The 21,925-nt window shown below is 51.6% G+C and carries 15 protein-coding genes and 1 pseudogene; 14 read left to right on the forward strand and 2 right to left on the reverse strand.

The window, feature by feature from the left end; genetic code table 11:
* Nucleotides 1–53 precede the first annotated feature (53 nt).
* A complete protein-coding gene (locus HA51_RS13620; protein ID WP_084935024.1) occupies nt 54–668 on the reverse strand; it encodes a phosphatase PAP2 family protein in 615 nt (204 codons plus the stop codon).
* Nucleotides 669–897: 229 nt separating this feature from the next.
* Between HA51_RS13620 and udk the strand changes: the two genes are divergently transcribed.
* The 3 genes and pseudogenes from udk (at nt 898) to asmA (ending at nt 4,137) form a co-directional block, all read left to right on the forward strand.
* Nucleotides 898–1,536, forward strand: a complete 639-nt coding sequence (gene udk, locus HA51_RS13625; protein WP_084935025.1) for a uridine kinase — start codon at nt 898–900, stop codon at nt 1,534–1,536.
* Between the two features lie 87 nt (nt 1,537–1,623).
* Nucleotides 1,624–2,205 (forward strand): dCTP deaminase, encoded by a 582-nt coding sequence (dcd, locus tag HA51_RS13630; RefSeq protein WP_084935026.1) that lies wholly within the window; start codon nt 1,624–1,626, stop codon nt 2,203–2,205.
* Nucleotides 2,206–2,338: 133 nt separating this feature from the next.
* Nucleotides 2,339–4,137: pseudogene (gene asmA, locus HA51_RS13635) on the forward strand (outer membrane assembly protein AsmA).
* A 222-nt stretch (nt 4,138–4,359) separates the two neighbouring features.
* On the opposite strand, the gene HA51_RS13640 reads toward asmA, so the two are convergent.
* Complete coding sequence (locus HA51_RS13640; RefSeq protein ID WP_084935027.1) at nt 4,360–5,925, reverse strand: TerC family protein; 1,566 nt, start codon at nt 5,923–5,925, stop codon at nt 4,360–4,362.
* A gap of 786 nt (nt 5,926–6,711) precedes the next feature.
* Here HA51_RS13640 and wbaP point away from each other — a divergent pair.
* The 11 genes from wbaP (at nt 6,712) to HA51_RS13695 (ending at nt 21,861) form a co-directional block, all read left to right on the forward strand.
* A complete protein-coding gene (gene wbaP / locus HA51_RS13645; RefSeq protein ID WP_084935028.1) occupies nt 6,712–8,145 on the forward strand; it encodes an undecaprenyl-phosphate galactose phosphotransferase WbaP in 1,434 nt (477 codons plus the stop codon).
* 300 nt (nt 8,146–8,445) lie between these two features.
* Nucleotides 8,446–9,576: a polysaccharide export protein gene (locus HA51_RS13650; protein WP_139810686.1), complete on the forward strand. Its 1,131-nt coding sequence runs from the start codon at nt 8,446–8,448 to the stop codon at nt 9,574–9,576.
* A gap of 9 nt (nt 9,577–9,585) precedes the next feature.
* A complete protein-coding gene (locus HA51_RS13655; RefSeq protein ID WP_084935030.1) occupies nt 9,586–10,020 on the forward strand; it encodes an arsenate reductase/protein-tyrosine-phosphatase family protein in 435 nt (144 codons plus the stop codon).
* Between the two features lie 12 nt (nt 10,021–10,032).
* The gene (gene wzc, locus HA51_RS13660) at nt 10,033–12,210 is read left to right on the forward strand and encodes a tyrosine-protein kinase Wzc (RefSeq protein WP_084935031.1); all 2,178 of its coding nucleotides are present in this window, start codon (nt 10,033–10,035) and stop codon (nt 12,208–12,210) included.
* Nucleotides 12,211–12,486: 276 nt separating this feature from the next.
* Complete coding sequence (locus HA51_RS13665) at nt 12,487–13,404, forward strand: glycosyltransferase family 2 protein (protein ID WP_084935032.1); 918 nt, start codon at nt 12,487–12,489, stop codon at nt 13,402–13,404.
* A 73-nt stretch (nt 13,405–13,477) separates the two neighbouring features.
* A complete protein-coding gene (locus tag HA51_RS13670; RefSeq protein ID WP_084935035.1) occupies nt 13,478–14,230 on the forward strand; it encodes a glycosyltransferase family 2 protein in 753 nt (250 codons plus the stop codon).
* A 155-nt stretch (nt 14,231–14,385) separates the two neighbouring features.
* Nucleotides 14,386–15,420, forward strand: coding sequence for a glycosyltransferase (locus HA51_RS13675; RefSeq protein WP_084935036.1), 1,035 nt, complete (start codon nt 14,386–14,388; stop codon nt 15,418–15,420).
* Between the two features lie 179 nt (nt 15,421–15,599).
* Entirely contained in the window at nt 15,600–17,810 is a 2,211-nt protein-coding gene (locus HA51_RS13680) for a phage tailspike protein (protein WP_084935039.1), read from the forward strand.
* A gap of 224 nt (nt 17,811–18,034) precedes the next feature.
* Nucleotides 18,035–19,297, forward strand: coding sequence for a colanic acid biosynthesis pyruvyl transferase WcaK (wcaK, locus tag HA51_RS13685; RefSeq protein WP_084935041.1), 1,263 nt, complete (start codon nt 18,035–18,037; stop codon nt 19,295–19,297).
* A 3-nt stretch (nt 19,298–19,300) separates the two neighbouring features.
* The gene (locus HA51_RS13690; RefSeq protein WP_084935044.1) at nt 19,301–20,524 is read left to right on the forward strand and encodes a glycosyltransferase; all 1,224 of its coding nucleotides are present in this window, start codon (nt 19,301–19,303) and stop codon (nt 20,522–20,524) included.
* Entirely contained in the window at nt 20,521–21,861 is a 1,341-nt protein-coding gene (locus HA51_RS13695) for a lipopolysaccharide biosynthesis protein (RefSeq protein WP_084935046.1), read from the forward strand. The genes HA51_RS13690 and HA51_RS13695 overlap by 4 nt, the downstream gene beginning before the upstream one ends.
* The last annotated feature ends 64 nt before the right edge of the window (nt 21,862–21,925 follow it).

Below are 21,925 nucleotides of genomic sequence, written 5' to 3' on the forward strand. Positions count from 1 at the left end.
CATCTCAATAAGATGTCTGCGCAGAAATCTACTGTTGCTGGGAGGCAAAAGCCCTAAGGGCGAAACAGGTCTGCGCGTGTATAAGGCTTTTCCAGCCCCGCGATATTGGCAGAGAAACGTTCCAGGAATTGCTGCGTGGTGGCCACGCGGCCGTGTCCCATTAAGACGACCGGCAGTAACAGCGCGACACACACTTGTGCCAGGCTAAAGCCTTTCAACGCCGTGCGGCGCTGCGTGACCAGGAATGCACTGCTGAGGGTGAAGCCCAGCATCAACCCCGCGATTACTTCGCTAACGGAATGTGCGTGGATCACCAGGCGTGACAGGCCAACCATCATCGGAATGAGATAGCCGATGCCAATAGTCATGCTACGCCAGAAAGCCGGGAAGCGACCTGACACCAGCCACATCATCACCGGCCAGAGGGTGGCCGACATCGCACTGTGGCCGCTGAAACCGGTGAAATTAAATCTGGCGCTACCAATGCCAAAGCCGAGAAACAGTATTTTGGAGAGGCTGACAAACAGGCCAGCCAGGCCAAAAGCCAGCAGCCAATACCAGACGGTGTGGCGATTGTCACTTTTCCACGGTAATACCAATGCGATGATCACTGCGGTCGGGATCAGCAACATGCTGTCACCAAAATAGGTCAGGGTTATCCAACTCATATTTTTCCTTGGGTTTTATTGAGTCAACCCTTGTCGCGCACAACATGGGCAGATAAACAGTGTATCGATTAAGCGTCTGGCTGCAAAAGGGGATAATCTGAAAAGCCGCTGGTCCATTTCACTGGAATCACATCGGTGAAATACCTATAATTGCCGCCAACTAACCCTCTCATTCGGCCTATTGCAGTGTCTGCTTCAATTGGCTCCAGTTATCAGGTCTTAAAAAAGTATGACTGACAAGTCTCATCAGTGCGTGATCGTTGGCATTGCAGGTGCATCCGCATCCGGAAAAAGTCTTATCGCCAGCACGCTCTATCGTGAAATCCGTGACCAGGTCGGTGACGAGCATATCGGTGTGATCCCCGAAGATGCCTACTATAAAGATCAGAGCCACCTCACCATGGAAGAGAGGGTGAAAACCAACTATGACCATCCCAGCGCCATGGACCACGACTTGCTGTTGCAGCATCTCCGTGCCCTGAAAGCAGGCCAGGATATCGAATTGCCCGTCTACAGTTATGTCGAACATACCCGCACCACTGACTGCATTCACCTGAAACCTAAGAAAGTTATTATTCTTGAAGGTATCCTGTTGCTGACAGATTCGCGTCTGCGTCAGGAGATGAATTTCTCCATATTCGTTGATACACCACTGGATATCTGCCTGATGCGCCGTATGAAGCGTGATGTGAATGAGCGCGGACGTTCAATGGATTCCGTGATGAGCCAGTATCAGAAAACGGTACGTCCGATGTTCCTGCAATTTATCGAGCCTTCAAAGCAGTACGCCGACATCATTGTGCCGCGCGGCGGAAAAAACCGTATCGCGATTGATATCCTCAAGGCCAAAATCAACCAATACCTTTGAATTTACTGCGTCCGGATGGACGTGACGCGTTGAGGTTGTCACAACAGTGGCGACCTTTCGCTACACTTAGATCATGGAGTACCAGCGATGAGATTATGCGATCGCGATATTGAAGCTTGGCTCGACAACGGTAAGTTGGCGATTGAACCTCGTCCACCGGTTGAACGTATTAATGGCGCCACCGTGGATGTGCGCTTGGGTAATCAGTTCCGCACCTTCAGCGGCCACACCGCACCTTTTATTGATTTGAGTGGTCCAAAACACGAAGTCAGTGCGGCATTGGATCGCGTAATGAGCGACGAGATTGTGCTGCCAGAAGGAGAAGCCTTCTTCCTGCATCCTGGCGAGCTCGCACTGGCAGTGACGCTGGAGTCTGTCACCATCCCTGATGATTTAGTGGGCTGGTTAGATGGTCGCTCTTCGCTGGCACGTTTGGGTTTGATGGTGCATGTGACCGCGCACCGTATCGATCCCGGTTGGCAAGGGCGCATTGTATTGGAGTTCTACAATTCCGGTAAGCTGCCGTTAGCGCTACGTCCGGGTATGTTGATTGGTGCGTTAAGTTTTGAGCCTCTTTCTGGCCCAGCTGCCCGGCCTTACAACCGCCGCGAAGATGCCAAATATCGTGGCCAGCAAGGCGCTGATGCTAGTCGCATCGACAAAGATTGATGTTCGCTTGATTAATTCGAGATGCAGCAAGGCGGCAAGAGAGTGAATCCCTTGAGCTTGCACAAGTCAGTGACGGGGTGAATGAGCGCAGCCAACGCCGCTGTAGCTTGAAGTAACAGGGTGATGAGGGACTATGAGAAGAGTGATAACAACGCTGGCCATTCTATTAGTGGTGGTCGTAGCGGGTATGACGGCACTGGTATTGCTGGTCAATCCCAACGACTTTCGTACCTATATGGTACAGCAGGTAGAACAGCGCAGTGGTTATCAGCTTGAAGTGAGTGGCGACCTGCGCTGGCACGTCTGGCCGCAACTCAGTATCCTCGCCGGCCGTATGAGCCTGACGGCTCCAGGGGCCAGTCAACCTATGGTCACCGCGGAGAACATGCGTCTTGATGTCAATCTGTGGCCACTGCTGTCACATCAGCTGAGTGTCAGTCAGGTGATGCTTAAAAACGCGGTGATCCGTGCCACGCCGGATAGTGCTGCGCAAAAAACCAGTGGGTCGCCGGTGGGCCCGAGCGATGCCGAACCCGTTAGTAGTACGAATAACGCTGGTCATTCGATATCGGCAAACTACGCCTCGCTGATAGCTTACTGATTTGGCAACAATCAGGTGGTGAAGAGTACAATTTCCGTAATTTAAATCTCTCTCTGGACCAGGATGCCAGCAAAAACGCCAGCATCGAACTCGCTACGCGCATTTCGCGCAACCAACGTAATGTCAGCGTCAATCTCAAAGGCCAGATGAATGTGGCGCAATATCCGCATCGTTTGGTGGGCCAACTGGATGAAATGGATTACACGCTGGATGGCGCCAACCTGCCACCGCAGGGTATCAAGGGCACGTTGAGCGGTCAGGGAGAGTGGAACGGTGATAAGCAGCAGTTCTCTTTACAGAAGGTGCAGTTGACGGCCAACGACAGCACGTTGGATGGCAGTGCGGAAGGGCGCTTAACGCTGCCACAGCAACTTAACCTGTCATTGCACGCCACCACACTCAATCTTGATAACCTGATGGCCAGCGCGCCTGCCAGTGATAGCAGCACTGCACAACATGCGAGTGTGACCCGCACACCGGTTATCGCCGAGCCTCGCTCCCGAGAAAATGCCGATTCTCCCCTCAATCTGATGGACCTGACGTTGAACTTGAACGCCGACAACAGCGTATGGCGTGGCCTGACACTCAGCAATCTGCAAATTGATGCCAGCAATCAGGAAGGTCTGATGACGCTGAACAAGCTGCAAGGAAAAATGGGCGATGGGCACTTCTCGCTACCGGGTTCGGTGGACATTCGCCAGCCAGTCACCCAAGTGGCGCTGCAGCCTGAGATAGAAAACATCGCCCTTGCGCCTCTGATGAAAGCCCTTGAACTGCCAGAAAGCCTGCAAGGGACGGTTTCGCTCAAAGGTAATCTCAGCGGTGCAGGCTTGAGTATTGAAGAAGCTAAACGCAACTGGCAGGGTGATGCGGAACTGGAAGCCACTAATCTACAACTGGCGCAACTGAATTTGCAGCAGATGGTACGGCGTGCCGTGGCGCGCGTCAGCAATCGCGTGAGTAACGATGAGACCGACGACCAGGGCATTCAGCAACTCAGCGGACGCGTTAGCCTGAAGCAAGGCAAGATTGTGATGCCTGACTTGCAGGGTGGCAGCAGCCGACTGGCAGTTCAGACCAAAGGCAGTATTGACATGGTGAATCAGCAGCTTGATGTGACCATTAATATGATGCTGCGCGGCTGGAAGGGCGATGACAAACTGGCCGGCCTGCTGAATGACCAGGCCATTCCATTACGCATGTATGGCGGCTGGAATAATCTGCAGTACTCGCTGCCGGTGGATGATGTGGTGCGCCAGCAGATGCAGAGCGAGGCCAAATCGCGTCTGAACGAGTGGCTGGACCGCCAACCGCCAGCGAAACAGCCTTAACCAGCGCGCGATAAATCGTGTAAAGCTTGTCATATCATTGTGTTTCGGTCGCCATGAATGGCGACCCTACATTGTTCGGTGCGGTTTTCGTAGGGTGCGCATTCATGCGTACCGGGTTAAATACGCACTCATTGGCTTAAGTGGCGGCACAATGCGATGAATCGCGCCGCGACGGTGAGCAGAAACGGAATCCAATGTCCGCACCGTCTGTAGCGGCGCAATTTATTGCGCAATCTCGGAACTGGGAACAATCTCCACCTTCTGCACCCGATGGTTCTCCACCTGCAACGTACGCAGTAAATAATCGCCCACCTGCAGCTCTTCGCCCTCTTCGGGCACGTGTTGCAGGCTATCCATCAGCAATCCTGCCAGCGTGTGGTAATTGCGTTTCTCATCCAGCGGCAAACGCACATAGGCGGCTAAATCTTCCAGCGGGATGTGACCATTCGCCAGCCACCCTCCGTGCGGCAGTGGCTGAATATCATAGCGTGCATCAATCTCTTCACCTTCATTCGGCAGATTGCCCGCAATAGTTTCCATCAGATCGCTAAGCGTCACCACGCCTTCAACAGACCCGAACTCATCCACCACAAAGGCGAAATGTGTGCGGGCGTGACGAAACTGCTCCAGCGCCTGTAGCAATGTAAGTCGCTCTGGAAAAATCAGCGGCTGGCGCACCAGCGAACGTAAATCCAGTGAATGGCTGTGCAGCGACTGATGCAGCAGGTCTATCACATGTACCACGCCAAGGGGGTCCTGACCCCGTTCCGTGACAAGAATGCGGGTATGCTGGTTGCTGTCGAGCTTCGCCATGATCGCCGCGGGATCTTCACTGAGGTCGATATGCTCAATATCGTGGCGTGAGGTCATAATGCTGCTGATATGGCGCTGGCCTAACCCCAGCACGCGCGCAATCATGCGGCGTTCCTGACGATTAAACAGTGCACCTTCTTCGTTATCACTGAGTAAGGAGGCGGTATCGGCATCCAGTTCAGCGCGTTGCGCTTCACCACGAAGAATACGCAGCACCGCTTCGGAGGTGCGTTGACGTAGCGGACGACCGGCAGTGAGATAGCGACGACGATTAAACAGTGCCATCTGATTAAACATCTCAATCAGAATGGAGAAACCAATTGCCGCGTAGAGATAACCTTTTGGGATAATGAAGCCCAGTCCCTCTGCGACCAGACTAAAGCCGATCATCAGCAGAAAACTCAAGCAAAGAATCACAATGGTGGGATGGCTGTTCACAAAGCGGGTCAGTGGTTTACTCGCCAGCAGCATCAGCAATATTGCCACCGTCACTGCTGCCATCATCACTGGTAGCTCGTTCACCATTCCTACCGCGGTAATCACGGCATCCAGCGAGAAGATGGCATCCAGCACCACGATTTGCGCCACTACTGGCCAGAATTTCGCACCGTTCTTACTTTGACCTTCCTCTTCATCACCGCCTTCCAGCCGACTGTTTAGTTCGGTAGTGGCTTTATAGAGAAGAAAAAAGCCACCGGCGAGCAGCAGCAGATCGCGTGCGCTGAAGTTGTGCTGCCACAGCGTAAACAGCGGTTGCGTCAAGGTTACCAGCCATGAAAGCGACGCCAGCAGTAGCAGGCGCATCACCAACGCTAGCAGCAACCCAATCACACGGGCGCGGTCGCGCACCGTCGCGGGTAATTTTTCAACCAGAATGGCAATAAAAACCAGGTTATCAATGCCCAACACCAGCTCGAGAACGATTAGCGTGACTAATCCTGCCCAGAGCGACGGATCAAGGATCCACTCCATCATGCTTTCATCACCTGAATGTCTGAAAATGCGTTTTGTCTGATGATAGTTAATCGACACTCAAGGTACAAATAGGCGACAGCCCCCAGCCCGCCCAATTGTTTCAGTGTTTAGGCTTATTCTGAGAGGTTACCTCTGTCCGAGGTGAAGAAAGTATGGATAAACATCCCGGTCATACGATTATCACTATTTATTCTTCTCTTCACGGATAAGCGTACGTTTTTAATGCGAACTACTTGAAGGTGAGTATCGAATTAATCTGAATTTGAAGCAGGAAAGGGCCGAAAGGGATGGTATCAATACTTTTGGCTGGTAGTCTTTTTCCTAAAATAGTGCAGGGAACACGGGGCCTACTTGTAAACAAGCCAGTAATAACTAGTATAGCAACGTGTTAGTAAATATCTGCGCCAATGCTGTTATTAGCGCGCTGTTTTGCTCCTTAATGTTGTGAATTGTGATCGAGTACGAGATAAGCCAGTCATTGGCTAAGAATAATCTCACTACTTGCGATGAAAATAGATGTGTATAGCGGTATTGGCAGCGATAGCCAAGGGCGGTAGCGTTCCTGAAGTGCGTTTCTTTGTTTAATCATGTCTGGGATGGTGGCAAGGGAAGTCAGACTAATCTGTTGGTGTTTATGACAATTCTTTGGCTTTACTAAAGAGCGAATTGGCGTAGAACCTTAAAGATCGCCGCAGATTGCCTCACCAATTGCAGTGGATATATCGCTCGTTTATTACACAGGGTTGAGGCGTTAGGGATTAAGGAAATAAAATAAAAGAGTTAAATATGCGCGATAAAGAAATTACATATAAAAGTCTCCTGACGAAAATTTTACTGGCGTGTTCGGATTTAATTTGTTTCAACGCGGCATTGTTTATTGCTCTGGCGCTGATTAATTCGTTCACAGATTCTCCACTGGCAGATATTTCTGAAAAGTACCTGAATTTAAAAATCGCCACCCATGTCTGTCTATCGATTATTTGTACAGGCTGGTTCTGGGTTCGCCTGCGTCATTATACCTATCGCAAGCCATTCTGGTTCGAGTTGAAAGAGATCTTTCGTACCATTCTTATTTTTTCTGTCATCGACTTGTCAATTTCAGCATTGTCGCAATGGCAGATGTCGCGTTTTGTTTGGGTGATGACATGGATTCTGGCATTGATTCTGATTCCCGTCGCACGTGCCATTTCTAAACGCGTACTGAATCATTTCGGTATGTGGAAAAAGCAAACCATCATCATCGGCAGCAATCGAAATGCACAGGAAGCCTGGCAGGCGCTGCAGAGTGAAGAGGTGATGGGATTTGATGTGATTGCCTTCTTCGACGTGGATGGGAGCTGCCCGCAGGCCAGCATCTCTGGCATCCCCGTCCTGCACAACGAACAAGAGCTATGGCAGCTAACGAATAGTGAAACCCAGTTCATCGTCGCGGTGGAGTTTGAGCAAAGTCAGCATCGTGACAACTGGTTGAAAATGTTGGCAATGCACAATTGTCGTTCGGTTTCAGTCATCCCCACCCTGCGTGGTGTACCGCTTTACGGCACCGATATGGCCTACATCTTTAGCCATGAAGTGATGATTTTGCGTGTTAACAACAACCTGGCGAAACGCACCTCGCGCTTCTTGAAACGTGCTTTCGATATCGTTGGCGCACTCGGCATCATTATTGCGTTGTCGCCCGCGCTGTTGGTGCTCGGCTTTATGGTTGGACGCGACGGTGGCCCGCCAATCTATGGTCACGAACGCGTGGGTATGAACGGTCGTAAGTTCAAATGCCTGAAATTCCGCTCGATGGTTATCAACTCGAAAGAGGTGCTGGAAGAAGTGCTGCGAACAGATCCGGTCGCGCGCGCCGAGTGGGATAAAGATTTCAAACTGAAGAATGACCCACGTATCACCAAAGTTGGCCACTTTATCCGTAAAACCAGCCTGGACGAGCTGCCGCAGCTGTGGAACGTCGTTCGGGGTGACATGAGTTTAGTGGGGCCACGTCCGGTGATTGAAGATGAACTCTGCCGTTATGCCGGTGATGTTGATTATTACCTGATGGCGAAGCCAGGCATGACGGGATTGTGGCAGGTGAGCGGTCGTAACGACGTTGATTATGAAACGCGCGTCTATTTCGATTCGTGGTATGTCAAAAACTGGTCGCTGTGGAATGACATTGCGATCTTGTTTAAGACGGTGGGTGTCGTACTAAAACGCGACGGCGCTTATTGATAGAACGTAGGGCAGGGGACGAAATCATTATCCCCGCCTGAAAATGCCGGTGCTGGGAGTGCCTTAACTGATAACTGCCATTATCGAGCATGAATAGAGTGGGGATGGGCCGGCAGGTTATTGACTCCCCCCTTATTGATGTCGTCCAAGGGCACGGTGACAACATAAAACCAAGGGAGCAAATGATAATGACCCACAGTTTCAGTGTTTAACCCGTCACGTTTATTTTTTTATAAGACGCTACACAGCGGCGTTTTCGCCTCTATCAATCATTAACTGATAGCGAAGAATCAGATGATAATGAAAATTAAATTGATACCTTTACTGGTATCCGCGACTTTTCTCTCCGGGTGCACCATTGAACCAGGTTCGCACCTTTCCACTAGCGGAAAAGATGTCATTGAGCAACAGGATAGCAACTTTGACATCGACAAATACGTAAACGTCTTCCCGCTGACGCCACGTCTGGTTGAACAGATGCGTGCTAAGCCACTGGTTGCGCAAGCTAATCCAGCGCTGCAAACCGAAATTCAGAGCTACGAATACCGAGTAGGTATCGGCGATGTCCTGAACGTCACCGTGTGGGATCACCCCGAGCTGACCACGCCTGCGGGCCAGTATCGTAGCGCCAGTGACACCGGTAACTGGGTACAGGCCGATGGCACTATTTTCTACCCGTATATCGGTAAAGTGCGCGTTGCAGGCCGTACCGTAACAGAAATCCGCGCTGAGATTGCGCGTCGCCTCGCGCAGTTCATTGAAAGCCCGCAGGTGGATGTCAACGTTGCGGCGTTCCGTTCGCAGAAAACCTACGTTACCGGCTCGGTCACCACCTCCGGTCAACAGGCCATCACCAACGTACCGCTGACCGTGCTGGATGCGGTTAACGCCGCCGGTGGTTTAGCTGCCGATGCCGACTGGCGTAACGTTGTGTTGACGCACCAAGGTAAAGAACAACGCATTTCACTCCAGGCGCTGATGCAAAACGGCGACCTGAGCCAGAACCATCTGCTTTATCCGGGCGATATTCTCTACGTTCCGCGTAACGATGATCTGAAAGTCTTTGTCATGGGCGAAGTGAAGCAGCAGGCCACGTTGAAAATGGACCGCAGCGGCATGACGCTGGCTGAAGCGCTGGGCAATGCGCAGGGTATGGACCAAACCACCTCTGACGCGACCGGTGTGTTCGTTATCCGTCCGATTCGCGGCGCTAATCGTACCAAGATTGCCAACATCTATCAGTTGAACACCAAAGATGCGGCATCCATGGTGATGGGCACCGAATTCCAACTGGAACCGTACGACATCGTCTACGTCACTGCGACCCCGATTACCCGTTGGAACCGTGTGATTTCTTCGCTGCTGCCAACCATCGTGGGTATCGACGATGCAAGCTCCGCAGCACTGCGTTTCCGCAACTGGTCTAACTAAGGTTTCAGTATGATCAAGTCCGTGTTAGTTGTCTGCGTCGGCAATATCTGTCGCTCCCCTACCGGGGAGCGTCTGTTCCAGCGCGCGCTACCTAAAACCCGGGTGGCTTCTGCAGGGCTCGGTGCCCTGAAAGGCTACCCGGCGGACCAGACAGCCAGCGATGTAGCCGCATTACACGGTGTATCGCTGGATGGACATCAGGCACAGCAGTTAACGGCCAGCATGTGCCGTGACTATGACCTGATTCTGGTCATGGAGAAGCGTCACGTTGAACAGGTGAATCGCATCGACCCAGCTGCTCGCGGAAAAACCATGCTGCTTGGGCACTGGCTCAATCAGCAGGAAATTGCGGATCCGTACAAAAAAAGTCGCGAGGCCTTCGAAGAGGTCTACGGGTTACTGGAAAACGCTACCCAGAAATGGGTCAACGTACTAAGCCGATAGTTGGGAATACCCATGAATATTAAAAACAAGGTTATGACCGCGCCAAAAGAAGATTCGAGTGGATGGGATCTGGCGCATCTTGTGGGACAGCTAATTGATCATCGCTGGATCATTGTTGCCGTTACCGCCTTCTTTATGCTGGTGGGAACGCTCTACACACTGTTTGCGACACCGATTTACAGCGCCGATGCCATGGTGCAGGTGGAGCAGAAGAATACCGCATCGGTTCTGAATGAATTACAAGATGTGCTGCCTACCACACCGGCTTCTGATACTGAAATTCAGATCGTTGAGTCGCGTATGGTGATTGGCAAAACGGTAACTGACTTGGGTCTGGATACCGTGGTGCAGCAGAACTACTTCCCGGTGATTGGTAAAGGTTTATCGCGACTGATGGGCAACAAGCCGTCAGAAATCGCCATCTCTCGCTTAGAGATTCCAAAGACCATTGAAAAGCGTACCGTCCAACTGGAAGTCACGGGGCCGCAAACTTACACCGTCACCAGTGATGGCGATGAGCTGTTTAAAGGTCGTGTGGGTCAGTTAGAGCAGCACGGTGAAGTGACCATGCTGGTGAGCGGCATCCAGGCAGATGAAGGCACCAGCTTCAACGTTACCAAGCTTAGCGATTTGCAGGCCATTAAAAACGTGCTGGGTGCGTTGACGGTTGCGGATAAAGGTAAAACCACCGGTGTGCTGGGTATGGAATTCCAGGATGAAGATCCGGTACAAGCCAGCCGCGTCCTGAATCAGATTGTGAACAACTACCTGTTGCAGAACGTTGACCGCAAGTCTGAACAAGCTGAAAAGAGCCTTGAGTTCTTACGCACTCAGTTGCCGCAGGTGCGTAGCGATCTGGACACTGCTGAAGACAAACTGAATACCTATCGTCGCCAGAATGAGTCGGTTGATATGTCGCTGGAAGCGAAGTCAGCGCTTGACTCCTCCGTCAGTGTGCAGAGCCAGCTGAACGAATTGACATTCAAAGAGGCAGAAGTTTCTCAGCTCTATACCAAAGATCACCCGACGTATCGTGCGCTGTTGGAAAAACGCCAGACGCTGGTAGACGAGCAGAATAAGCTGAACAAGAAAATTGCCGGCATGCCGCAAACCCAGCAAGAGATTCTGCGTCTGACGCGTGATGTCCAGTCAGGTCAGGAAATCTACATGCAGTTGCTGAACCGTCAGCAAGAACTGGGTATCAGCAAAGCCAGTACCGTAGGTGATGTGCGCATCATCGACAATGCAGAAACGGCGGGCAGCCCAGTAGCACCGAAGAAGCTGCTGATCATCGTAGCCAGCTTTATTCTGGGCTTGATGTTGTCTATCGGCTTGGTGCTGTTGAAAGCGCTGTTCCATCACGGTATCGAGAATCCAGAGCAGCTCGAAGAGTTGGGCATGAATGTCTACGCCAGCGTGCCGCTGTCTGAATGGCAGCGTAAAAAAGACACCGAAGCCTTGGCGCGTCGTGCTCACAAAGAGAAAAGCGATCCGCACAATACGCTGTTGGCGCTGGGTAATCCGACTGACCTCTCTATTGAAGCGATTCGTAGTCTGCGTACCAGCCTGCACTTCGCCATGATGGAAGCGAAGAACAATATCCTGATGATTACGGGTGCAAGTCCTGGTATTGGTAAAACCTTTATCTGTGCCAACCTTGCCACCTTAGTATCGAAAGCAGGTCAACGTGTGCTGTTTATCGATGGTGATATGCGTCGTGGTTATACCCACGAACTGCTGGCCGCGGATAATAAAACAGGTCTCTCCAACGTGCTGTCCGGCAAAAGCGAGTTTTCGCCGAGCATGATTCAAAAGGGCGTATACGGATTTGATTTCCTGCCACGTGGACAGGTGCCGCCGAACCCTTCTGAGCTGTTGATGCACCGTCGCATGAGTGAACTGCTGGATTGGGCGAGTAAGAACTACGACCTGGTGCTGATCGATACACCACCAATTCTGGCGGTCACCGATGCTTCTATTATCGGTAAGCTGGCGGGGACGTCGTTGATGGTGGCACGTTTCGAAACCAACACCACCAAAGAACTGGATGTCAGCTACAAGCGCTTCGCGCAGAACGGCATCGAGATCAAAGGCGTCATCCTTAACGCCGTGGTACGTAAAGCGTCGAATGCCTATGGTTATGGCTACGACTACTACAACTACGAGTACGGTAAAGAAACCAAGAGCTAACCTTTGGGGCGGATTATCCGCCCCTTTTTATTCCTCGTCATAATTTGTCCACAGCAGCATTGGAGCTTGTGCTGCCTTGCATTGACACAAATTATCGAGAGGAAGCTTTCATTTAAACATACACACAGCACAGTCTTAGGAAAGTCCGTGATGGATCGCTGCAGCTCAATGAGAAAGAGAAATAACGGCATGATTTTTCAGAACAAAGCCGATTCCTTTCTGAGGGCTGTCCGCGTTACCGTTGAACCTGGAACAGCTGTTTAAGAGGTGCTGGCAATGCAGGACATTCGCTTCTCAATTGTTATTCCCGCCTATAACGCGTCGGAATCAATTGTCACAACGCTGGATTGCGTTAAAGCGCAAACCTACCGTAATTTTGAAGTCATTATTGTCGATGACAAATCCGCTGATGCAGCCAAGCTGGCGCAAGTGGTGCGCAGTGAGCGTTATCAGGATCTGGATATCAAGCTCGAGCTGTCTGAGGTCAAACTCAACGGAGCTGGCGCACGTAATAAGGGTATTGAACTGGCGACAGGTGACTTCATTAGCTTCCTGGATGCTGATGATGAATGGCAAGCCGACAAGCTGCAGATCGTACACGACACCATCGTCAAACTGCAGGCGCAGGGAAAATCGCATTACGTGATTTTCAGCCAGGTCAATATTCATCAAGATGGTCAGTACCTCAAAGTCATGCCGATGCAGCCGCCGGGAAAAAATGAAACGGTTGCTGAATATCTGTTTGGTTGCTATGGCTTTATTCAGACCAGCACCATCGTGTTGAAACGCGAAGATGCCGAAAAAATCCTTTTTGATGCGCGCTACATTCGCCATCAGGATTACGACTTCTGCATCCGCGCTGACCGCATGGGCTATGAGTTCGTGATGATTGACAAGCCTTTGGCCACGTACCATCTGGTGACCAAATTTGGTTCCAAACACAAAGGTGAATCGGTCAAGTATTCCTTCTTCTGGCTGGATACCATGAAGCCGCATCTGACAACGCGCGATATCCACACTTACAAAGCGTTTAAATTGCCGCTGCGCTACAAGATGGATGGCAATTCGCTGTTGGCGAGTCTCAGTTTTGCACGCTATTTCTTCCTGACTAATCGCGACAATCGCGCTTATTTCATGAATCGCCTGCTTGATAAGGTGAAATCGCGTTTCTCAGGTGGGCGCGCGGTTTCCTGATTCATTTTTTTAGACTTTCACTTGCTCCCGTATCGGGGGCAATTTTTTGGTTCCTGAAACTCCGGGTATTCAAATGACAAATCATGTTGGCACCGTCGGTATTGTGATGCCGATGTATAACGCACGTAAAACGGTATTGCGTGCGGTTGAGTCGATCGTCAATCAGACCTATAAAGACTGGCATCTCTATCTGATTAACGACCAGTCCACCGATGATTCGCTGGCCTTTGTCCGTGAACATTGTACCGATGCACGTATTACGATCCTGAGTAATGAGGTGAATCTGGGTGCCGCGGAAACGCGTAACGTGGGCTTACGCGCTGCGAAAGAAGAGATTATTGCGTTTCTCGACAGCGATGACGAATGGCACGCGGAGAAACTCGCTGAGCAAACCGCAGCGATAGCCGCGGGAGATGATTTTGTTATTACGCACTATCACTACAAAACCAAAAGTGCCGACCACGACATTCTGTACAGTAAACCCTATCTGCAGCAGGAAAACTTCGTGAAGAAGCAGTATCGCGTCTGCTTTTCTTCCGTATGTTTCCGCCGTCCTCCACAGGGGATCTTCTTCCAGCGCAAAGGCCACGAAGATTTCCTGTTCCTCTATGAGTTGTTCCTCCGCTACAAGCAAGCCCGGGTGATCCAGAAAACGCTGGTCAACTATTACGAGCTGGGTGATTCGTTGTCACGCAACAAAAACAAAGCCGCAAAATGGCACCTCGAATTATTAAGAATTATCTATAAAAACAATCCGTTAAAAATCTATTACTATTACACGTGGTACATGGTGAACGGCGTACTTTTCGCCCTTAAGCACCGCTAAGACCCGATGTTCTTCACGCTGCCGCTGTGTTGGCTGCGCACGTTCTTCCCGGTCACTTACCTGAGTAAGCACCGAGGACTGAACGCACTTGCCGCTTGGCCGCAACGCAAATGACTAGGGTCTGGAATTGGGAATATTGAGGTGAAAAGAATCAGATGAAAAAGATCGTCTTAGTGATTAAAGATGCCTATTCGTATGCGGGCACAGAGAACATCTGCAATTTCATGTCGGAGTGTCTCGGTGAACAGCATGCCGTCACCATTTATTCGCTGGAAGGAAACGGCAAAACCTTTTACCCGTTCGATCGCGTAAAAGAGATTGTCACTTTTGAAGGCCACAGTAACCCGATTAAAAGTGCGGTCGCGCGTATTCATCAGGAAGGCTTCGACAGCGTATTTCTGATCAGCATGGGCCGCCTGAGCGTGATGTTCGCATTCTGGAATCTGATGGCGCTGAAGAAAAAGCGCTTTAAGGCCTACGCCTGTGAGCACATCGCGATTAACTCGTTCAGCAAGCCTATCAAGCTGCTGAAGTGGATGCTGCTGCGTTATTACGACCAAGTTATTGTCCTGACAGATAAAGATCATCAGGTGTTTAGCCGCTGGAATATTGCCAGCAAGCAGATTCCTAATCCGGTGGTGTACAAAGCCTTCCAGCGTCAGACGCGCAGCCGCCAGGCTCTGGCCGTAGGTCGTCTCGATAATCAAAAAGGTTTCGATCTGCTGCTGGATATCTGGGCTGACTTTAGCAAAACCCATCCTGAGTGGAAGCTGGTGATTGCGGGTGACGGTGAACTGCGCCAGCAGCTGCACGATCAGTCTGCGGCACTGGGCATAACTGACAGCGTCAATTTCGTCGGCAAAGTCAGCAACATCAATGATTACTACCGCGATAGCGATATGGCGCTGATGACCTCACGCTATGAAGGTCTGCCGCTGGTGCTGCTGGAAGCCAAATCATGGTCACTCCCTGTCGTGGCATACGACTGCCCAACCGGGCCGCAAGAGATCATCAATCATGGCGAAGATGGTTTTCTGGTGCCGATGAACGATAAAACCACATTCCTGGCGCGCATGGACCAACTGGCCAGCGATGATGGCCTGTTCTACGCCATGAGCGAAAAAACCAAAGAAACTGCACTGAAGTTTGACGGAAACCAGATCAAACAAAGCTGGCTTGCATTGGTTTAAACCAATCATTCATGCCGCAGGAAGGCGGCAAATGCTTGAGTCTCCCGTGCGCTTACATCAGTAAGTCACCGGGCGAAGGCTAGCAGGCAACGCCCCAGTGGCGTGAAGTATGACGGCGAGATGCCTCCGGGATCACACTTATGGCCCTTAAGGCCCAATATGACCACGGGATTTAAAGCATGAAAAGAAGAGAAGTCTTGCAGACCGCAGCCTCCTCCATTGTCGCCGCGCTCTCGGTGAGTGCGTTTTCCAGCTATGCCGCAAAAAGTGGTCAGCCTGCGTTGAAAGCTGTCGATCCGTCGACCGTTCCGCAGGGTGATGTTCCTATTTTGACGCCAGAAAATGTCTACACAATGCCACCCCAGTTCTGGCAGAACTTTGAGGGGAAACTATGGATTGGTCAGGCGGGCCAGGATGCCAGTAAAGCGGGTCAACAAATCCCCGTGTTTCTGCGTGACGCCAGCGGCAAAGTGTCGCAAATCAGCCAGCCCATTGCCCTGAATAAAGGTAATTTTGCGCAGTTTATTCACGATAATGCCGCGCTGATTGCGAATCCTTCACACTCTATGGTGGTGGAGGACAATCAGGGAAACACGTTGTTTTCCATCGCGGATGTTTCACGTCCTAACCAAAGCAATTTTAGCCAGCGTCTGGCGCAGCCTAATGGTTATCAGTTGATTGGTGAAATTCCTTCGGTGGAAGATCTGCGCAAAACGCGTCCGCTGTTTGCGGGGGCGAAGATCAAGCTTAAAAGCTGGCACGAAGGGTTGGAAGTGGGCGGCGGTGAATTCGTTGGCGCCTTCGGTGAAGGCAAAGATGACGGTGGGGTGATCTTCTCGGGCAACGGCTTTTATTGGCGCCGTGTAGTGGAAGATTTCAACCGCCTGTCGCTGTTTGACTTTGGCGCGATTGCCGATGGAAAAACCGATGCTGCGCCGGCAATCAAAGCGATGTATCAGTGGTCAAAAGATGCCGATCAGCCTATTTGCGTGCAGTTCCCAGCGGGAACCTTCTTTGTTTCAGGCTGCGATTTTGGCGATGAACAACAGCGCTTCTTCCGTATCTCAGGCGCGATGGTCAACTTTGGCTATTTCCCGGCGACCACGCTGGTGTCAGATGGCCGTTCCGAATTCCTGTTTTCGGTGAATGCACGCTGGACCGAAATCTCAAATCTCAATTTCAACGGCAACAATGACCAGCGCCCGAACAAACAAGGTTTGTTCCACAACACCTGTCCGGGCGGCCAGTTCTTCCGTGGGGCCAGCCTGCGTTTTAATCGTGTAGGCGGTGTCTGCCTCAGCCTGATGGATACGCTGGATTGCAAAATTGACCAGTGGTACGCCCAATCCTGTACCGGTGATGTCATTAAAGCCACTTGGTCAGGACAGAAAATCGGCGTATGGGATCACAGCACGGCGATTGAGCTTTCCAACTTCAACGCCCAGCACTGCTCGGGCGGCATGGTGCTGAATCTGCCACGCTGCGGTCAGTCACTGATTCACAACGGCTGGATTGAACATACCGAACATCCGGGTGATATCTCTGACGGTCAGTGGATTATCGATGCACTGAGCCTGGAAGATTGTAAGAACCCGCTGATCGCCCACAACTCGCGTCTCAATATGCGCCAAACCAACCTGCAGTCCGGCAGTTGGATCGACAACTCGCTGCAGGGAAAACCTTGGTTAAGCATGTGGGAGATGGGTTCGACGCGTGTTGAATCCTACGGTGTCGCCATTGATGGCAGCCTGAAATACAACTACATCACTTCGCGTTTTCGCCTCAGTAATAACACCAATCAGGAAACCTGGTTTGAATTAGCTAACTTCTTTTCACCGACCGTGGGTGACAGTTGGGAAATCGAGGTGTTTGGTCAGTCGCAGTTCAACAACGGCACGATGAACCAGCCGTTGATGGATGTCATTGATGGCAAAACCACAGGCGGACGCGCGGTTATTCAACTGCAACGCAAAACCAATAATGCCGAGGCGAGCTGGTCAGCAGAGGGCAGTTCTCCGGTGCTTGAGGTGCGCTTTGAAACGCGCAGTAAATCGGACACCCGAGTTTTCGTCAAACTGGCGGGCTGGACGCCGACTGCTGTGGTGCTGATTAAAAGTACCGCGAAGGACCGATTCCTGACCGGACAGTGCGCGCGTGTTGACGCAAAAATGGATAAGGGCAATCCCCCCAGTGGTAGCCAGCAAGCGCCGCAGCGCTTCAGTCTGCACAATGGTAAAGCGGGGATTGGCGGGAATGAGCAGGGCGACTTGCTGCTTGCCTCTCGCGCATTGAAGCCGGAACAGGTGGATACGCGTGCACCTAAAGGTTTTGTTTCGGTGGTGATCAACGGTGAGCAGGTTGCGCTGCCGTATTTTGCGTTGAAGTCCTGATAACAGTACTAAGCCGTAGCGGCGCAATTGAGTTTTACGCGATAAATCGCGTCGCTGCGGGGATGAGTCAGAGAGTTATGGCGCGGCCTGGACGGCGCCCAAAATATTAGAAGTCATTCATTTAGGGCATTGTTCCCATTAGCAGTTTTTTACACAGAGTTCACTTTGCCAGTTCAGGAAATGGCGCGGCTTGTAAAAATTAAAAAAATTTATCTGGAGTGTTTATGAAGATTTTATTGGTGGGAAACCATACCTGTGGAAATCGTGGGGATGGCGCGATTTTGCGTGGACTGATTGATTCGTTAAAGTCTGCCCGTGGGGACATCGATATCGATGTTATTAGCCGTTATCCAACAAGCTCCGGATATTTACTGCAGCAGGATATCCAGCAAGACTCCCTGTTTCTGCACAATAGCAAATCAGCTAAAGGGCTGGTGGGCAGCGTAAAGCGTAAAGTGGCGAACCGCTTGATGCCCGACATCATGATGGCACACCTGGGTAAAGGTGGGTTGTACAAATCGTTTTCGGTCCCACCTCATCTGACGGCGTTTACCCAAAGTCTGGCAAAATATGATGCGATCATTCAGGTGGGTGGCTCATTCTTCGTCGATCTTTATGGTGTTACGCAGTTTGACCACGCGCTCTGTGCACTGATGGCGAAAAAGCCGCTGCACATGATTGGCCACTCAGTAGGACCGTTCGAGAATCCTCGTGTTAATGCACTGGCCAACTTCGTGTTTGATCGCGTCGATAGCCTGGTGTTGCGTGAAGAAGTCAGCTTCGACCGTCTTAAACAAGACGGCGTCACCACCAACCGGGTGAAGAAGGGCGTCGATACCGCCTTCTTGGTGAAAGCGCGTGATGTGGAAAACCCGAGCCACAACCTGCTGCACTGGAAAAACATCATCAGCGCACGTAAAACCATCGCCATTACCGTGCGTGAATTGGCACCGTTCGATAAACGCCTCGGTGTCACGCAGAAAGAGTACGAAGCCGCCTTCGGTAAAGTGATCAACGCGATGATTGCGGAGGGCTATCAGGTGGTGGCTTTCTCTACCTGTACTGGCATCGACAGCTACGCCAAAGACGACCGCATGGTGGCGCTGACGCTGCGTGATCACGTTGATAACCCTGAGCATTACCACGTCATCATGGACGAGTTCAACGACCTCGAACTCGGCATCCTGCTAAGCCATTGTCACCTGACCATCGGCACCCGTCTGCACTCCGCCATCATCTCCATGAACTTTGGTACTCCGGCTGTGGCCATCAACTACGAGCACAAATCTCTCGGCGTGATGAACCAGCTCGGCTTGCCGCAAATGGCCACTGACGTGCAGAGCCTGATGGACGGTTCACTGATCGACCGGGTGCAAACCGTGCTGGCCGATTACGACAACGTGAAGCGCAAAGTGGACACCGCGGTGGAGCAGGAGCGTGAAATTGGCAACCGCATTACGGCAGAAATTCTCAACGTGCTGGGGTAAGTGATGAAGCTGACCTTTTTCACCATGCGTTTTCCGGTTGCCTCTGAGACGTTTGTCCTCAATCAGGTGACGCATTTCATCGACGCAGGCTACGACGTGGAGATTATCTCCGTGTTCCCAGGCGATATGATTAATCGCCACGCCGCGTTCGATGATTACAATCTGGCAGCGAAAACACACTATCTCCTGCCGGAAGAGAAAGTCTCGAATCTCGATAAACTGACGCAGCGCATTGGTTTAATGCTGCCGAAGATCGCAAAACCTGCGCTGATCAAATCGCTCAATGTCGGGCGTTACGGCGCGCAGGCCAAAAAATTGCTGTTGCCAGCGATTGTCGCTAATGCCAAGCAAACCTTCACTGCCGATGTCTTCCTGGTGCACTTTGGCTACGCCGGTGCGCTGGCCAATAAGTTGCGTGAACTCGGCGTGTTAAAGGGCAAGCAGGCGACGGTGTTCCACGGAGCCGATATTTCGCGTCATCACATTCTTGAAGAGCACAAACTCGACTACGTCAACCTGTTCAAACAGAGTGAATTGATGCTACCGATCAGTCATTTGTGGGAGAACAAGCTGATTGAAATGGGGTGCCCACGCGAGAAAGTCCATGTGACGCGGATGGGCATTGAGCCGGAGAAGTTTAACTTCATGCCGCGTGAAGCATTTCATCAACCGCTGCGTATCGTCTCGGTGGCGCGTCTCACTGAGAAGAAAGGGCTGGATGTGGCGGTCAAAGCCAGCGAAATCCTGCGGGATAACGGAGGACAGTTCCAGTTCACCATCATCGGGAACGGTGAGCAGGATGGCATGATGCGCGAGCATATTGCCCGCGCGGGGCTGGAAGAGTTTGTCACCATGCCGGGTTTCAAGCCGCAAGATGAGATTCGTCAGGCGCTCAATGATGCCGATATCTTCCTGTTGCCGTCTAAAACGGCGGCTGATGGTGACATGGAGGGGATTCCGGTGGCGCTGATGGAAGCGATGGCGGTGGGACTACCGGTGGTCTCGACCTATCACAGTGGTATTCCAGAGCTGATTCAGAACAACGTCAGCGGCTGGCTGGTTTCTGAAAATGATGCCGAGGAGCTGGCACAAACGCTGTTGCGTTTATCACGTGGCGATGTGGATGTCGCACCTGTAGTCGCTGCTGCTCGTAAAAAAGTGGAAACCGAGTTCAATCAGCACATTGCCTATGGTGAGCTGGCCAAAATTCTGGAGCAAATGGTGTGAGCGGATTAAAGAAACAGGCCGTCTGGCTGTTTGGCAGTACCTGCTTTGCAGCGTTGTTGCAGGTGTTACAGCTCAGCGTACTGGCGCGTAAACTGGAAACGCATGAGCTGGGCTTATTGGCCATTATCAATGCCATCCTGGCCGTGGCGACGGTTTTGCAGGATATGGGGATGAGCAGCTACATCGTGCATCGTCAGGACATCAATCGCCGTCAGCAAAGCACCATTTATTGGGTGAACGTTTCGCTCAGCTTGTGCACCGGCTTGATCATGCTGGCGATTGCCTTCCCGGTGGCATGGTTCTATCACCTGCCAGAGCTTACCGGGCTGATCATGCTCACCAGCCTCAACTTCTTGGTACTGGGGCATCTGTCGCAGTACCAGGCGCACTATGTGAAATCAAAACGCATGGTGACGCTGGCGAAAATTGAGATGGGAACCAAACTGTTCGCGTTCATTTGCACCGTAGCGATGCTGTATTACACGTCGCTCACCGTGGCGGCGGCCATTCTCGGGCTGTTTATCAATGCCTTCACGCGCATCCTGTGCATGATCTACTTTGGTGATAAGTCATGGCGTCCGACCTGGGAGTTTGAAGCGAAAACGTTCATCAGCGCGGTGCGTTACGGTATTTATCAGCTTGGCTCCCAGACCATTAACCAGTTACGTACCCAAGCGGATGCCCTGATTGTGGGTAAAGTGATGGGCGCGGAGATGCTGGGTATCTATTCATTGGCGAAAGAACTGATTCTGCAGCCATTGAAACTGGTCTCCCCGGTGATTAACCGTCTGGCTCTGCCGCGTTTCGCGGAGAAACAGCACGATCCTGAACAACTGAAAAAGCTGTTCCTGAGAGGTACTTTCGTCATCATGTTATTCAGTAGCGTGATGTATCTGGCGATCGGCATTCTGTCGCCGGTGATTGTCCGCGTGCTGTATGGCGCTTCACATGAGCAGGTTTACCATCTCATCCCGCTGATGCTGCTGTTTGGTATGCTGCGTCCAATGGGGGGCTTAACGGGTGCGATTTCGCAGGCGAACGGCAAAACCAATGTCGAATTTTACTGGAATATCGTGGCGAGCCTGGTGGTCGTCGTGGTGCTGGCGACGACCTATATCTGGCCAAACGTCCTGTATGTCGCGCTAACGCTGTCGATTTCACAGGTGCTGATCTCGGCCTTTGCGCATCCCTTCTTTATTAAGCCGGTTATTGGCATCCGCTTTATGCCATATGCACGCCAGTGGGTGTCAGTGTCGGTGGTGTTTGTTGGCCTGATGGTGCTGGTGAATCACTTCAACTTGTTTGTGATGCCGGAGTGGTTTGAGGGCTGGCTTTAAGTATCCCTTTCAACCTCTTATAAATCCGTAGCGGCGCCATTTATGGCGCGTTATAGCCGCAGTG

The organism is Pantoea rwandensis (genome assembly GCF_002095475.1).
GTDB classification, from domain to species: domain Bacteria; phylum Pseudomonadota; class Gammaproteobacteria; order Enterobacterales; family Enterobacteriaceae; genus Pantoea; species Pantoea rwandensis.

Coding starts and splice junctions, on each gene's coding strand:
- HA51_RS13620 (WP_084935024.1), bottom strand. CDS start 668: ATGAGTTGGATAACCCTGACCTATTTTGGTGACAGCATGTTGCTGATC.
- udk (WP_084935025.1), top strand. CDS start 898: ATGACTGACAAGTCTCATCAGTGCGTGATCGTTGGCATTGCAGGTGCA.
- dcd (WP_084935026.1), top strand. CDS start 1,624: ATGAGATTATGCGATCGCGATATTGAAGCTTGGCTCGACAACGGTAAG.
- HA51_RS13640 (WP_084935027.1), bottom strand. CDS start 5,925: ATGATGGAGTGGATCCTTGATCCGTCGCTCTGGGCAGGATTAGTCACG.
- wbaP (WP_084935028.1), top strand. CDS start 6,712: ATGCGCGATAAAGAAATTACATATAAAAGTCTCCTGACGAAAATTTTA.
- HA51_RS13650 (WP_139810686.1), top strand. CDS start 8,446: ATGAAAATTAAATTGATACCTTTACTGGTATCCGCGACTTTTCTCTCC.
- HA51_RS13655 (WP_084935030.1), top strand. CDS start 9,586: ATGATCAAGTCCGTGTTAGTTGTCTGCGTCGGCAATATCTGTCGCTCC.
- wzc (WP_084935031.1), top strand. CDS start 10,033: ATGAATATTAAAAACAAGGTTATGACCGCGCCAAAAGAAGATTCGAGT.
- HA51_RS13665 (WP_084935032.1), top strand. CDS start 12,487: ATGCAGGACATTCGCTTCTCAATTGTTATTCCCGCCTATAACGCGTCG.
- HA51_RS13670 (WP_084935035.1), top strand. CDS start 13,478: ATGACAAATCATGTTGGCACCGTCGGTATTGTGATGCCGATGTATAAC.
- HA51_RS13675 (WP_084935036.1), top strand. CDS start 14,386: ATGAAAAAGATCGTCTTAGTGATTAAAGATGCCTATTCGTATGCGGGC.
- HA51_RS13680 (WP_084935039.1), top strand. CDS start 15,600: ATGAAAAGAAGAGAAGTCTTGCAGACCGCAGCCTCCTCCATTGTCGCC.
- wcaK (WP_084935041.1), top strand. CDS start 18,035: ATGAAGATTTTATTGGTGGGAAACCATACCTGTGGAAATCGTGGGGAT.
- HA51_RS13690 (WP_084935044.1), top strand. CDS start 19,301: ATGAAGCTGACCTTTTTCACCATGCGTTTTCCGGTTGCCTCTGAGACG.